Annotated in this window: 15 protein-coding genes and 1 tRNA gene; 8 read left to right on the forward strand and 8 right to left on the reverse strand. The window is 64.3% G+C overall.

Annotated features, from left to right (window positions below):
* The first annotated feature begins 1 nt into the window (after position 1).
* The 3 genes from OX89_RS06570 (at position 2) to OX89_RS06580 (ending at position 1,494) form a co-directional block, all read left to right on the forward strand.
* The gene (locus OX89_RS06570) at positions 2 to 586 is read left to right on the forward strand and encodes an isochorismatase family cysteine hydrolase (RefSeq protein WP_047350009.1); all 585 of its coding nucleotides are present in this window, start codon (positions 2 to 4) and stop codon (positions 584 to 586) included.
* An 18-nt stretch (positions 587 to 604) separates the two neighbouring features.
* Positions 605 to 1,072, forward strand: coding sequence for a DUF421 domain-containing protein (locus OX89_RS06575; RefSeq protein ID WP_047350010.1), 468 nt, complete (start codon positions 605 to 607; stop codon positions 1,070 to 1,072).
* An 89-nt stretch (positions 1,073 to 1,161) separates the two neighbouring features.
* The gene (locus OX89_RS06580; RefSeq protein WP_047350046.1) at positions 1,162 to 1,494 is read left to right on the forward strand and encodes an I78 family peptidase inhibitor; all 333 of its coding nucleotides are present in this window, start codon (positions 1,162 to 1,164) and stop codon (positions 1,492 to 1,494) included.
* An 80-nt stretch (positions 1,495 to 1,574) separates the two neighbouring features.
* Here OX89_RS06580 and hemW read toward each other — a convergent pair whose 3' ends face one another.
* The 5 genes from hemW to OX89_RS06605 form a co-directional block, all read right to left on the reverse strand.
* Positions 1,575 to 2,819 carry a radical SAM family heme chaperone HemW gene (gene hemW / locus OX89_RS06585; RefSeq protein WP_011804362.1) on the reverse strand — a complete coding sequence of 415 codons (1,245 nt, stop codon included), beginning with the start codon at positions 2,817 to 2,819 and terminating at the stop codon, positions 1,575 to 1,577.
* A gap of 92 nt (positions 2,820 to 2,911) precedes the next feature.
* Positions 2,912 to 3,529, reverse strand: a complete 618-nt coding sequence (rdgB, locus tag OX89_RS06590) for an RdgB/HAM1 family non-canonical purine NTP pyrophosphatase (RefSeq protein ID WP_011804363.1) — start codon at positions 3,527 to 3,529, stop codon at positions 2,912 to 2,914.
* A gap of 45 nt (positions 3,530 to 3,574) precedes the next feature.
* The coding region (rph, locus tag OX89_RS06595) for a ribonuclease PH (RefSeq protein WP_157497358.1) at positions 3,575 to 4,299 on the reverse strand (725 nt) is incomplete at its 5' end.
* A 65-nt stretch (positions 4,300 to 4,364) separates the two neighbouring features.
* Positions 4,365 to 5,267, reverse strand: a complete 903-nt coding sequence (locus OX89_RS06600; RefSeq protein WP_047350012.1) for a PP2C family serine/threonine-protein phosphatase — start codon at positions 5,265 to 5,267, stop codon at positions 4,365 to 4,367.
* Positions 5,264 to 6,280 carry a serine/threonine-protein kinase gene (locus OX89_RS06605; protein WP_047350013.1) on the reverse strand — a complete coding sequence of 339 codons (1,017 nt, stop codon included), beginning with the start codon at positions 6,278 to 6,280 and terminating at the stop codon, positions 5,264 to 5,266. The genes OX89_RS06600 and OX89_RS06605 overlap by 4 nt, the downstream gene beginning before the upstream one ends.
* Before the next feature lie 96 nt (positions 6,281 to 6,376).
* On the opposite strand from OX89_RS06605, the gene OX89_RS06610 reads away from it, so the two are divergent.
* The 4 genes from OX89_RS06610 to OX89_RS06625 all read left to right on the forward strand — a co-directional run bounded on the left by OX89_RS06610 (position 6,377) and on the right by OX89_RS06625 (position 10,512).
* Entirely contained in the window at positions 6,377 to 7,270 is an 894-nt protein-coding gene (locus OX89_RS06610; protein WP_047350014.1) for a YicC/YloC family endoribonuclease, read from the forward strand.
* A 36-nt stretch (positions 7,271 to 7,306) separates the two neighbouring features.
* Positions 7,307 to 7,927: a guanylate kinase gene (gmk, locus tag OX89_RS06615; RefSeq protein ID WP_047350015.1), complete on the forward strand. Its 621-nt coding sequence runs from the start codon at positions 7,307 to 7,309 to the stop codon at positions 7,925 to 7,927.
* Positions 7,928 to 7,942: 15 nt separating this feature from the next.
* Positions 7,943 to 8,146: a DNA-directed RNA polymerase subunit omega gene (rpoZ, locus tag OX89_RS06620; RefSeq protein WP_011804389.1), complete on the forward strand. Its 204-nt coding sequence runs from the start codon at positions 7,943 to 7,945 to the stop codon at positions 8,144 to 8,146.
* 101 nt (positions 8,147 to 8,247) lie between these two features.
* Positions 8,248 to 10,512: a bifunctional (p)ppGpp synthetase/guanosine-3',5'-bis(diphosphate) 3'-pyrophosphohydrolase gene (locus tag OX89_RS06625; RefSeq protein WP_047350016.1), complete on the forward strand. Its 2,265-nt coding sequence runs from the start codon at positions 8,248 to 8,250 to the stop codon at positions 10,510 to 10,512.
* Positions 10,513 to 10,525: 13 nt separating this feature from the next.
* Here OX89_RS06625 and greB read toward each other — a convergent pair whose 3' ends face one another.
* The 3 genes from greB to OX89_RS06640 form a co-directional block, all read right to left on the reverse strand.
* Entirely contained in the window at positions 10,526 to 11,086 is a 561-nt protein-coding gene (gene greB / locus OX89_RS06630; RefSeq protein ID WP_047350017.1) for a transcription elongation factor GreB, read from the reverse strand.
* 78 nt (positions 11,087 to 11,164) lie between these two features.
* A tRNA-Arg gene (locus OX89_RS06635) sits at positions 11,165 to 11,241 on the reverse strand.
* A 147-nt stretch (positions 11,242 to 11,388) separates the two neighbouring features.
* Entirely contained in the window at positions 11,389 to 11,661 is a 273-nt protein-coding gene (locus OX89_RS06640; RefSeq protein WP_047350018.1) for a hypothetical protein, read from the reverse strand.
* 249 nt (positions 11,662 to 11,910) lie between these two features.
* Between OX89_RS06640 and rpsO the strand changes: the two genes are divergently transcribed.
* Positions 11,911 to 12,177 (forward strand): 30S ribosomal protein S15, encoded by a 267-nt coding sequence (gene rpsO, locus OX89_RS06645; protein ID WP_011804393.1) that lies wholly within the window; start codon positions 11,911 to 11,913, stop codon positions 12,175 to 12,177.
* Positions 12,178 to 12,387 lie beyond the last annotated feature (210 nt).

The raw sequence follows: 12,387 nt of genomic DNA on the forward strand, positions 1-12,387 counted from the left end.
CGTGGCGGGCCCCGCCGCATTGCGCCGCACGCCGCTGCCGCGCAGCAAACACGTGCTGCTGTTGGTGGATGTGATCAATCCGTTGAATTTCCCTACAGCGGCAGACCTGCTGCCCGGAGCGGTACGCGCCGCGAACGCCATTGCGCGGCTGAAGACACGCCTGGCGCGGCGCGGGGTCACGGCGATCTATGCCAACGACAACTACGGCACGTGGCACAGCGACTTCCGTGACATTCTCACCGCCTGCCGCGCGCTGCCGGGGGCGCGCGGCGAAATGGCCTGCCTGCTCGCGCCCGCGCCGCAGGATCTGGTGATCCTCAAGCCACAGCATTCGGCGTTCCATTCGACTCCCTTGCAGCATTTGCTGGACAAGATGCAGACCGAGCAGCTGATCATCGTGGGCCTGGCCGCCGACATGTGCGTGATGCTGACGGCCACCGATGCGCGCATGCTGGGCTACAAGGTGTGGGTGCCGTCGGATTGCACCGCCGCGGAATCGGAACACCGCAAGACGGAGGCCCTGCGGCAATTGCATGAGGTGTTCAAGTGCGCCGTACGGCCTGCGGTACGGGCGGCTGCACGCTGACTGACCGGAGCGACCGCTATGTTCAACCTGGACTTACCCGCCGCAGAGCTGGTGCTGCGCGCCGCCATGGTCTACGGCCTGCTGCTGGCGCTCATGCGCGTCAGCGGCAAGCGCACCGTCGGGCAATTCACGCCGTTCGACCTGCTGGTGGTGATGCTGGTTAGCGAGGCCGCGGGTCCGTCCATGACGGGCAAGGACCAGTCGCTGTGGGGCGGTCTCATCGTCTGCCTGGTGCTGATCGGATTGAACATCCTGGTGGGGATACTCACGGCGCGTTTTCGCATGGCCGAGAAACTGCTGGAGGGCGAGGCGATCCTGCTGGGGCGCAATGGGCATGTCTTTGACACGGTGCGCAAGCGGCATCGCGTATCGGAGAACGACGTGGAGCGGGCGTTGCGAGAGGCCGACTGCGACAGGAAGGACATGCGCTACCTCTTCCTGGAAGCCGACGGCAGCTTGAGCGTGCAAAAGCACCGCGAGGATTAGCCGCGTCGCCGCCGGGTTACCGATGGTGACGGCCCGTGCACCGCGGCTGCGGTATGGTGCTGCATTTTTCGGAGCAGGAGGCAACAGGCATGCGTTATTTCTTAAAGGCAGGCGGCGCCGTGGCCGTGGTGGGGCTGATGATGGCAGGTTGTTCGTCGATCGGACCGGGCAGCAGCCCGGCGCCCGCGCCCATTGGCGCCAGCACGGCCCCGGTGGGCGGTGAATGCAACGCCCAGAGCGCGCAGGCGGCGGTGGGTAAGAATGCCACGGCCAAGGTGGTGGAGGACGCGCGCGTGCGTTCCGGCGCGCGCTTGGCGCGCGTGCTGCGCCCGGGCCAAATGATCACCAAAGAGTTCGACGGTCAGCGTCTCAACCTGGAGGTGGACGCCAGCGGCAAGATCACTGCCGTGCGCTGCGGCTGATCAGCCGGAGGAATGTGGCGCCGATGAAGTGTGCGCGGCTGTGACCGGGCACGCTTCGTCGGTGTGCTTTCGGCGCCCGCTCAGTCCGCCAGGAAGAGCGCCTGCAGGTCGCTCAGAAAGTCAAAGCCCCGCTGCGTGGGACGCACGCGCTCCATGTCGCGCGTGATCAGGCCCTGCGCCTCGGCCTGCTGCAGGCCAGCGGCTATGGCCGTGATCGCCAGGCCCGTACGGGCGGTGAAGTCCTGCAGCGCAAAACCCTCCTGCAGCCTTAGCGCATTGAGCATGAACTCGAACGGCAGGTCCGCGCGGCGCACGTCGTCGTCTTGCGCGATGGCGCGCCCTGCGAGTGCTCCGGCCATGTAGAGCTGCGGATCGCGCAGGCGCACCTGGCGCACCACCCGGTGCGCAAAGCTGAGCTTGCTGTGCGCGCCCGCGCCAATGCCCAGATAGTCGCCAAACTGCCAATAGTTACGGTTGTGCACGCATTGGTGGCCCTCGCGTGCATAGGCCGATACCTCGTAGCGTGCAAGACCTGCCGCGCCCGTCAGTTCGGTGATGCGGTCGAGCATGGCATAGGCTGCATCGTCCTCGGGCAGCGGTGGGGGGTACTTGGCGAAGTAGGTGTTGGGCTCGATGGTCAGGTGGTAGATGGAGATGTGCGGCGGCTGCAGCGCGAGCGCGGTGCGCATGTCCTCGTCCAGCTCGGCCGGCGTCTGGCCGGGCAGGGCGTACATGATGTCGAGGTTGAAGGTGTCGAAGGCCTGTGCGGCCTCTTCCACCGCGGCCAGCGCCTGTGCGCGGTTGTGCACGCGGCCCAGCGCCTGCAGGTGCCGGTCGTTGAAGCTCTGCACGCCGATGGACAGCCGCGTGACCCCCGCGCCGCGGTAGGCGCGAAAGCGCTCCTTCTCGAACGTGCCGGGATTGGCCTCCAGCGTGATTTCGCAGCCCGCGTCCAGCCGCAGGCGCGCGCGGATGTCGCCCAGCAGCCGGTCGATGGACTCGGGCGCAAACAGGCTGGGCGTTCCGCCGCCGATGAAGATGCTGTGCACCGTGCGGCCCCAGATCAGCGGCAGGGCGGCCTCCAGGTCGGCCAGCAGGGCGTCGATATAGCGCGCTTCGGGCACGCCGCCATCGCCGCCCATGCCGCCGCGCGCCTCGTGCGAGTTGAAGTCGCAGTACGGGCATTTGCGCAGGCACCACGGCAGGTGCACGTACAGCGACAGCGGCGGCAGGCTGGGCAGCTGCAGCAGGCCGGGGCGCATGTAGTGCTGCACGTCGCGCAGCGGCGCGCCGGACTGCGCGGCAGGGAGGATGGGGATGGTCATACGATTCTAAAAACCATAGCTGCTGGCGCTTGCCTGACAACCGTTTCAGCATCAAAAGACATTGAAACCCTTATCTGGCAAGCGCTAACCGCTCACCTTTCTGATGTTCCGGCAAACCAATGCTCGCGCATCAGTTCCAGCATCTGGCGCGATGAGCGGCCGCGGTGGCTGTGGGCGTTCTTCACCTCGGGCGGCAGCTCGGCAAAGGTCTTGCCGAAGGCGGGTAGCACCATCACCGGGTCAAAGCCGAAGCCGCCCGTGCCGCGCGGCGCGCGTGCAATCTCGCCGGCCACGCGGCCCACGGCGATCAGTGGCTCGGGGTCCTGCGGGCTGCGCACGGCCACCAGCGTGCTGACCATCGCGGCGCGGCGGTCGTCGATGCCCTGCATCTGCTCCAGCAGCGCGCGCACGTTGTTGGCGTCGCCCTTGTCGTAGCCGAACTGCGTGGCGTAGTAGGCCGTCTGCACGCCGGGCTGACCGCCAAAGGCCTGCACGCACAGGCCGGCGTCGTCCGCCAGCGCGGGCAGGCCGGTGTGGGCGCTGGCAAAGCGGGCCTTGGCCAGTGCGTTCTCGACGAAGGTGTGGAACGGCTCCTCGGCCTCGCCCACGCCCAGTTCGGCCTGGGGAATGAGCTGCACGCCCAGCGGGGCCAGCATGGCCTGCAGTTCGGCGAGCTTGCCGCGGTTGTTGGAGGCGAGTACGAGTTTCATGGTCAAAAAGGTCTTTAGCGCATATCAATCAAGCGCAAACAGCTATCAATTGCGTAGCGACTGCCGTTGCAGGGCGACCAGCTCGGCGATGCCCTTCTCGGCCAGCGCCAGCAGTTGGTCCATTTCCTGGCGCGAAAAGGCCGCGCCCTCGGCCGTGCCTTGTACCTCCACATAGTGGCCGGTGCCGGTCATCACCACGTTCATGTCGGTGTCGCAGGCCACGTCCTCCACATATTCCAAGTCCAGCAGCGGTTGGCCCTGCACGATGCCCACGGACACGGCGGCCACCGCACCGGTGAGCGGCGATGCGCTGATCTTGCCCGCAGCCAGCAGGGTGTTGACCGCGTCCTGCGCCGCCACCCAGGCGCCCGTGATCGCGGCGGTGCGTGTGCCGCCGTCGGCCTGGATCACGTCGCAATCGATCTGGATCGTGCGCTCACCCAAGGCTTTGAGATCAAAGACTGCCCGCAGGCTGCGGCCGATGAGGCGCTGGATCTCCTGCGTGCGTCCGCTTTGCTTGCCGCGCGCGGCCTCGCGGTCGCTGCGGGTGTGGGTGGAGCGGGGCAGCATGCCGTACTCGGCCGTCACCCAGCCTTCGCCGCTGCCGCGCTTGTGCGGCGGCACCTTCTCCTCGACCGACGCGGTGCACAGCACGCGCGTGTTGCCGAACTCGATGAGTACCGCGCCCTCGGCATGCATGGTGTAGTGGCGCGTGATGCGGATGGGGCGCAGCTGGTCCAGGGCGCGGCCGCCGCTGCGGGCAAAGGGGGNTCAAAGAAGGGGCTCCCCGCACTCCTGGCGGAGAGCGGAGGAGGCGGTGCGCCCGGGCCGCGGCCTACAGCTTGCGCGCGGCAGAGCGCCGGATGGCTTCGTTGATTTCGGCGATCGAGCGTTCGATGGTCTCGTCGTCCAGGTCGTCCGCAAAGCTCTCCAGCGGGCCAGCCTGGATGGTGGAGGCGAACACGTCGTCACTGATGCTGTCGGTGGAAATGCCCTGGGTGGACTCGAACGTGTCGGGGGTTTCCCACTCCATGGCCACCACGGTCACGTTGTCGCTGCCGTCCCCGGCCTTGCGCAGGGCGTCCTCGACCAGGTCGGGCACGGCGTTGGAGACGGTCTGGCGGCCCAGCTGGCGTGCGATGGTCTCGTCGTCCAGCGCGCCCCACAGGCCGTCGGAGCACAGCAGGATGCGGTCACCCTGCTCCAGCAGCACGGGGCCGGCCACGTCGTACAGCGGCTTGGTGGGAGAGCCCAGGCAGGTGAACAGCACGTTGCGGTTCACGCGCTCCAGCCCGGCGATGGCGGCGTTGCGCAACTCCAGGTAGGAGTGGTCACGCGTGCGCATGAGCAGCTCGCCCCCGCGCACGAGGTACAGGCGCGAATCGCCGCAGTGGATCCAGCTGGCGCGCCCGTCTTGCACCACGGCGATCACCAGCGTGGTGCGCGGCGTGTCGAGCATGTCCTTGGTGGTGCCATAGCGCAGGATCTGGTGGTGCGCGCCCAGCAGTGCGGTGGAGAGGAACTCCTGCACGTCCTTCAGCGTGGGCTTGGCTTGGCGCTGGAACATCGCGGAGACCGTCTGGATGGCGATCTGCGCGGCGACCTCGCCCTCCGGGTGGCCGCCCATGCCGTCAGCCAGCACGAACAGCACCGACTCGCGCGTGTAGCAGTACCCCATGCGGTCTTCGTTCTCCTCGCGCCCGCCGCGGCGGCTGATCTGAAAGACAGAGAACTTCATTTAGGCCGCGCTCCCAGACCGGTGGCTTCGCCCACCTTTTGCACGTTTTTCTTGGTGTCCGACACCAGGGTGTCGAGCTGCATGCGCATCTTCTCGGCCACCGACAGCTTGGTATAGCGGCGCTCGCCCTCGCGGCTGAGCTCCTTTTGCAGCGCGAACACCGATTGCGGGCGCGACAGCGGATCGAGCGCCATGCACCATTCGACCACCTCGATCAGGTTGTCCGAATACACGCCGCGCAGCTTGTTCAGCGCCAGCGACAGGCGGTCCTTCTCCTGGCGCTGCGGCGCCTCGTTGGGCGGAAATCCCTGCATGCACGCATAGATGCAGGCGCCAATGGCGTAGATGTCCGTCCAGGGGCCCATCTGCGAGTCGCGGCGGTACATCTCGGGCGCAGCAAAGCCGGGGGTGTACATCGGGCGGATGAAGTTGCCCTCTTTGGAGAGTACCTCGCGCGCGGCGCCGAAGTCGATCATCACCGCGCGGTTGTCGTCGGTGATGAAGATGTTGGCGGGCTTGATGTCCAGGTGCAGCATCTTGTGCTGGTGCACGATGCGCAGGCCGCGCAGCACCTCATCGAACAGCGAGCGGATGGTGGACTCGCGGAACACCTTTTGCGTCTTGAGGTCGCGTGCGGTGATGATGAAGTCCTGCAGGGTCGCGCCCTCCAGGTAGTTCATTACCATGTAGACGGTCTCGTTCTCGCGGAAGAAGTTGAGCACGCTCACCACGGAGGCGTGCGAGATCTGCGCGAGCGAACGGCCTTCCTCGAAGAAGCTCTTGAGGCCCAGGCGGTAGAGCGAGAGCTTCTCGGGCGGCACCTTGGGCAGCAGTTCGCCCGGTGCACGCGTGGCCAGAGAAGCGGGGAGGTATTCCTTGATGGCCACTTGCTGGCCTTCGGCGTCAATGGCGAGGTACACCACGCCAAAACCACCGGAGGACAGCCGTCGCACCACGCGGTAGCCGCCAATGGCGGTATCGGGGGGCAGGGGGGCCGGCTTGATTTTTGACATAGGAAGCGAAGGCAGTCGTGGGCGCGGGTGGGGAACCCGGATAATCGCTGGATCGCAAGCAACCAACCACCGAAAAGTCCAATGGCAGTTTACAGCATGACCGGATACGCCAGCGTGCAGCGCGGCGTGGCTACTGCAGGGGACGACAAGGACGGGCCCGTACGGCGCCTAGGCCTGGAAATACGTGCGGTCAACAGCCGCTTTCTGGACCTGTCTTTCCGCCTGTCCGATGAACTGCGCGCCCAGGAGCCGGCGCTGCGCGCCCTGCTCACGCAGCGCCTCAAGCGCGGCAAGGTCGAGGTGCGCGCTTTCGTGGACAACGACGACTCCGCCGCGCTCGCCGAGCCATCCCCGCGCATCTTGCAACGGGTAGGCGCGGTGCAGGATGCAGTGCGTTCGTGGCTGCCCGACGCCAGGCCGCTGTCGGTGGCCGACGCGCTGCGCTTGTGCGCCAATGCCGGCGCCCCCGCGCTGGACTGGAGCGAAACGGCAGCGCGCGCGGCCGAGCAGGCGCTGGACGACCTGGTGGCCGCGCGCCAACGCGAGGGCGAACGCCTGGCCGCCATGCTGCAGGAGCGCATCGAGCAGTTGCGCGAGCTGGCCCGCCAGGCGGTGCCGCTGGTTCCGCAACTCGTGGAGCAGCAGCGCCAGCGCTTCATGGAGCGCTGGAAGGAGGCCATGTCGCTGGCCGAAGGCGCGGTGGTGCCCGAAGCGGCCCAGGACCGCGCCCTGACCGAGGCCACGGCCTTTGCCATCCGCATCGACGTCGCGGAGGAAGTCACGCGGCTGCAGTCGCACCTGGACGAGATTGCCCGCCTGCTCAAAAAAGGCGGCGAGGTTGGCAAGCGGCTGGACTTTCTGATCCAGGAACTGCACCGTGAAGCCAACACGCTGGGCTCCAAGTCGGCCGCCATGGACCTCACGCGCATCAGCGTGGACATGAAGGTGCTGATCGAGCAGATGCGCGAGCAGGTGCAGAACATCGAGTGATAATCCTGTTTTGATAGCGGCTCACGCACACCCCATATGGACTATCCCGGAAATTTGTTTGTAGTCTCTGCCCCCAGCGGGGCGGGTAAATCCAGCTTGGTCAAGGCCCTGCTGGAGCTGGACTCGCATGTGCAGCCCTCCGTGTCGCACACGACCCGCGCGCCACGCGGGCAGGAAAAGCACGGCCGCGAGTACTTCTTCGCTTCCGAGCAGGAGTTCGACGCGATGGTGGCGGCTAACGGCTTCGTCGAGTGGGCGAACGTCCATGGACGCCGTTACGGAACCTCCCGCAAGGTGATCGAGGAGCGCGTGGCCCAGGGGGCGGACGTGGTCTTGGAAATCGACTTTCAGGGCGCGCTGCAGATCAAGCAGGCCTTCGCGAACGCCGTGCTGGTCTTTGTGCTGCCGCCCAGCTGGGACGAGTTGCGCGCCCGGCTGGAACGCCGGGGCGAAGATGCGCCCGACGTGATCGACCTGCGCCTGGAGAACGCGGCAGAGGAAATGGCGCAGGCCAGCAAATTCGACTTCGTTATAATCAATGAGGTTTTTGAGCGAGCGCTTTTCGACCTGAAAACCATCGTTCATGCCCAGCGTCTCAAGTACGCCGCCCAGCGCCGCGCCCGGGCCGAAACCTTCGAGTCGCTCAATATTTCCTGATCCCTGGAGAACACCATGGCCCGCATTACCGTGGAAGACTGCCTCGAGCAGATTCCCAACCGTTTTCAACTGGTGCTCGCCGCCACCTACCGTGCCCGCATGCTCAGCCAGGGCCACGCCCCCAAGATCGAGAGCCGCAACAAGCCAGCCGTGACGGCACTGCGCGAAATCGCCGCCGGCAAGGTCGGCCTGGAAATGCTCAAGAAGGTTCCGGGCTGAGCGATCGTCAGCCTCCGGTGATCCCGGTAAAAGAGCACCGCGTGGCGGTGCTTTTTTTTGCCTGCGCTTGCCGCTCGGGCGGGGCGCGCTACATTTAAGCCATGAACGTCGTGTTGAACAAGGCAGCTGTTGACAATCCGCAGGCCGTCCCTGTGGCGGTTGACAGTTCTTCTGCTGCGGCCGCCAACGCCGCGGCGGCGAGCTTTGCTGCGCTGCTGGAAAAACTCGACTACCTTGACGAAACCAGCGTCGAGCAGGTGCGCCAGGCGTACCGTTACGCCGATGAAGCGCACTTGGGGCAGTTGCGCAGCAGTGGCGAGCCCTACATCACGCACCCGATTGCCGTGGCGGCGCTGTGCGCGAGCTGGAAGTTGGATGTCCAGGCCCTCATGGCAGCCTTGCTGCACGACGCCATGGAAGATTGCGGCATCACCAAGTCCGATCTCATCGACCGGTTTGGTGCGCCTGTTGCGGAACTGGTGGATGGTCTCACCAAACTCGATAAGCTGCAGTTCAATACCCGTGAGGAGAACCAGGCCGAGTCGTTTCGCAAGATGCTGCTGGCCATGGCGCGCGACGTGCGCGTCATCCTCATCAAGCTGGCGGACCGCACGCACAACATGCGCACGCTCTCCGACATGCCGCGCAGCAAGTGGGGCCGCATTTCGTCGGAGACGCTGGAGATCTATGCCCCCATCGCGCATCGATTGGGGCTGAACCAGACCTACCGCGAACTGCAGGACCTCGCCTTTCGCCACCTGCATCCATGGCGCTATGCCACGCTGTCCAAAGCGGTCACGAAGTCGCGCAACCGACGCCGCGACATCGTGCAGAAGGTGCAGACGGAAGTGGATGCCGCATTTGCGCGGTTGGGCATGCACGTGCGGCTGGCGGGGCGTGAGAAGACACTCTTTGCGATCTACCAGAAGATGATCACCAAGCACCTGAGCTTTGCGCAGGTGACGGATCTCTATGGCTTCCGTGTCATCGTGCATTCGGTGACGGACTGCTATACCGCCTTGGGTGTGTTGCACCAGATGTACAAACCGGTGCCCGGCAAGTTCAAGGACCATATCGCCATTGGCAAGCTCAATGGCTATCAGTCGCTGCATACGACGCTGGTGGGACCTGCTGGCCTGAATATCGAGTTTCAGGTTCGCACCGAGGAAATGCACATCGTGGCGGAAGCGGGTGTGGCGGCGCACTGGCTCTACAAGGCGAAAGATGCGGATGGCGCGGTGGCAGAACGCCTGGGCACCAAATGGCTGCAGTCCTTGCTCGACATCCAGAATGAAACGCGCGACGCGGCCGAATTCTGGGACCACGTCAAGGTGGACCTGTTCCCAGATGCCGTCTATGTCTTCACGCCCAAGAGCCAGATCATGGCCTTGCCCCGCGGAGCCACTGCGGTGGACTTTGCCTATGCGATCCACAGCGACGTGGGCGACCGCACCACGGCGGCGCGCATCAACAACGAACAGGTGCCCCTGCGCACCGAACTCAAGAACGGGGATGTGGTGGAAATCGTTACCACCCAGGGCGCCCGGCCCAACCCGGCTTGGCTGGGGTTCGTGCGCACAGGGCGCGCGCGTTCCAAGATTCGCCACTATCTCAAGACGCTGGCGCAGAACGAGTCGGCGGGCCTGGGCGAGAAACTGCTGACCCAGGCGCTGCGCGCCGAGGGCATCGAACAACTGCCTGACGTGCAGACCCAAGCGCCCATTTGGGAAAAACTGCTGCGCTTTACGGGCAATCGCAGCCGCGCGGAACTCATGACCGATGTGGGACTGGGCAAGCGCATTGCCGGCATCGTGGCCAAGCGCCTGGTCGTGTTGCTATCGGAAGATGGCCAGCGGCCTGATGCATTGCTGCTGACCCGCGAGCGCTACAGCTCCCATGAAACAGTCTCGCAAGGGAGTATCACCCTCGACGGCAGCGAGAATGCATCTGTTCAATATGCAGCGTGTTGCCGCCCGGTGCCGGGTGACCCCATCGTGGGATACCTGGGCCGCGGCGAGGGCCTGGTGGTCCATCACGCGCAATGCGGTGTAGCCAAGAAACTGCAGCACAAAGATGGCGAGCGCTTCATTGCCGTCGACTGGTCCGATGAGCCTACCCGCCAATTCGAGACCGGTATCACCGTGACCGTGACCAATGGCAAGGGGGTACTGGCTCGCATCGCATCCGAATTTGCCAACTCAGAGGCAGATATCGTCCGTGTGGACATGGACGATGCGATGGACACCACTGATCTGCGTTTTGTGGCAGCTGTGCGTGATCAACACCATGTAGAGGCCGTGTTGCGCAATCTGCGCCGCACGCATTCCGTATTGCGAGCGTTCCGCGTGCTTCCCCAGCCCGCTTGAGGGCCTGGGTTCGTCACCGAGGCGCCGCGACGGGGTATTCGACGCGCAGGATTTCCAGGGTACGTAGGCCGGCGGGAGTCTGCAGGGTCACTTCGTCTCCCTCCCGGGCTTTGAGCAGCGCGCGTGCCACGGGAGAAATCCAGCTGATCTGCTGCAGGCTGTTGTCGGCTTCGTCAATGCCCAGAATCGTCACCGTGCGCTCCATGCCGTCCTCCTCGGCGTAGGTGACCGTGGCGCCGAAGAAGACTTGGTCACTGCCCGCGTGTACCGATGGGTCCACGACATCCGCGATTTCCAGCCGTTTCGTCAGGAAACGGATGCGCCTGTCGATCTCGCGCAGCCTTTTCTTGCCGTACAGGTAGTCGCCGTTCTCCGAACGGTCTCCGTTGCTGGCAGCCCAATGGACAATTTCCACCACCTTGGGGCGCTCATCATCGATAAGGTCCAGCAACTCGCGGCGAAGGCGCGCATATCCCTGGGGTGTGATGTAGTTCTTGCCGGGCCCCACCGGCGCCTGCGGGGGGAGGGACGGTTCGTCGTCGGTATCGGTTTCTTTGGTGAATGCCTTGCTCATATGCTTATCGTGCCTGAAAGGGAGCAAATGCCAAAAACGAAAAAGCCCTGGAACCTTGCAGTTCCAGGGCTTACCGTTTGGTGCGGCTGGCAGGAATCGAACCCACGACCCCTTGGTTCGTAGCCAAGTACTCTATCCAGCTGAGCTACAGCCGCTAAGCTTTGAATTATAGCACGAAGTTTTCAAGCTATTTCAAAAAATCGTCACTGGTTAATTAACTAACTCAGTCGATCAGCGCATTGTGACGATGGCGTGATTGTAGCGGAGTTTTCGCCCGGTTTTGCGAAATCGCTCGATGTTGCTCACTTGCGTGTGTAGCCCAGGCAGGCGCCTGCGTTGGGCATGCCCTTGCACTCCCGGTAGAGGCGCCGGTCGCGCTCTGCCTGGCTTTCGCCGGAATGGTTCTGCGTGTGCTTGATCCGGATGGCTTTGGACCTCTTTGAAGCGCTGGCTGCCTTCTCGGGTGTGGCTGCGGCATGGCTGTGAAGTGACGTAAAGGACAACAAGAGCGCGGTCACGCCGACACCCACTGGCAGGGAAAGAGACCGGCGGACAAACGTATCCATGAAGCGCATAGTGGTCTTTCAGAAAGGGCGTTGCAACGTTTTGCAGTACGGTTTGCATCATGCCCGAAAGCCTGCTGCACAGGGGTTGGGCGGCGGCGAAGAAGTGGGGAAAAGCGCAGCGGTATAATCTCAAGGTTTTGCATGGTGCAAGACGCACGCTGTCGACCCTTCCAGTCGCGGCGCAAGTACAACCAGAGCCATAGGCAGTTGGTGCAGCAATGCGGCTGCCTGCTTGGGCTCTTCTATCAAGGAAAAAACATGATCGCATCATCCGTCAAGGCCGAAGTCGTCAAGGCCAATGCCCGTTCCGCCAACGATACGGGTAGCCCGGAAGTCCAGGTGGCACTGCTCACCGCCCGCATCAACGAGCTGACTCCTCACTTCAAGCAGCATGCCAAGGACCATCATGGCCGCCGTGGTCTGCTGCGCATGGTGAGCCGTCGTCGCAAGCTGCTGGACTACCTCAAGGCCAAGGACGCCGACCGTTACACGGCACTGATCGCCAAGCTGGGCCTGCGCAAGTAAGCGCGCCGGCATGCCGAGACGCCTGGGTTAGCTCTGTCTAGCTCAGGCGTTTTTTACTTCGGAGACGCAACTGCAGAGCGAAGCTGTGTCATTCCAGGGGCCTTGCCTTCCGATGGGCAGGGCAGGGCCGCTGGAATGGCATCGTGTTCTGAATTGCGCTCCAAGCCTTGCTGGTACAGCGTTGCCAGCTATTATTTTGAGAGCAAGGAG

This window comes from Diaphorobacter sp. J5-51, from assembly GCF_001023515.1.
GTDB lineage: Bacteria > Pseudomonadota > Gammaproteobacteria > Burkholderiales > Burkholderiaceae_C > Diaphorobacter > Diaphorobacter nitroreducens.

What these genes read in the sequence shown, in the direction of transcription:
- OX89_RS06575 (WP_047350010.1), top strand. Translation starts at nt 605, where the DNA reads ATGTTCAACCTGGACTTACCCGCCGCAGAGCTGGTGCTGCGCGCCGCC.
- OX89_RS06580 (WP_047350046.1), top strand. Translation starts at nt 1,162, where the DNA reads ATGCGTTATTTCTTAAAGGCAGGCGGCGCCGTGGCCGTGGTGGGGCTG.
- hemW (WP_011804362.1), bottom strand. Translation starts at nt 2,819, where the DNA reads ATGACCATCCCCATCCTCCCTGCCGCGCAGTCCGGCGCGCCGCTGCGC.
- rdgB (WP_011804363.1), bottom strand. Translation starts at nt 3,529, where the DNA reads ATGAAACTCGTACTCGCCTCCAACAACCGCGGCAAGCTCGCCGAACTG.
- OX89_RS06600 (WP_047350012.1), bottom strand. Translation starts at nt 5,267, where the DNA reads ATGAAGTTCTCTGTCTTTCAGATCAGCCGCCGCGGCGGGCGCGAGGAG.
- OX89_RS06605 (WP_047350013.1), bottom strand. Translation starts at nt 6,280, where the DNA reads ATGTCAAAAATCAAGCCGGCCCCCCTGCCCCCCGATACCGCCATTGGC.
- OX89_RS06610 (WP_047350014.1), top strand. Translation starts at nt 6,377, where the DNA reads ATGACCGGATACGCCAGCGTGCAGCGCGGCGTGGCTACTGCAGGGGAC.
- gmk (WP_047350015.1), top strand. Translation starts at nt 7,307, where the DNA reads ATGGACTATCCCGGAAATTTGTTTGTAGTCTCTGCCCCCAGCGGGGCG.
- rpoZ (WP_011804389.1), top strand. Translation starts at nt 7,943, where the DNA reads ATGGCCCGCATTACCGTGGAAGACTGCCTCGAGCAGATTCCCAACCGT.
- OX89_RS06625 (WP_047350016.1), top strand. Translation starts at nt 8,248, where the DNA reads ATGAACGTCGTGTTGAACAAGGCAGCTGTTGACAATCCGCAGGCCGTC.
- greB (WP_047350017.1), bottom strand. Translation starts at nt 11,086, where the DNA reads ATGAGCAAGGCATTCACCAAAGAAACCGATACCGACGACGAACCGTCC.
- OX89_RS06640 (WP_047350018.1), bottom strand. Translation starts at nt 11,661, where the DNA reads ATGCGCTTCATGGATACGTTTGTCCGCCGGTCTCTTTCCCTGCCAGTG.
- rpsO (WP_011804393.1), top strand. Translation starts at nt 11,911, where the DNA reads ATGATCGCATCATCCGTCAAGGCCGAAGTCGTCAAGGCCAATGCCCGT.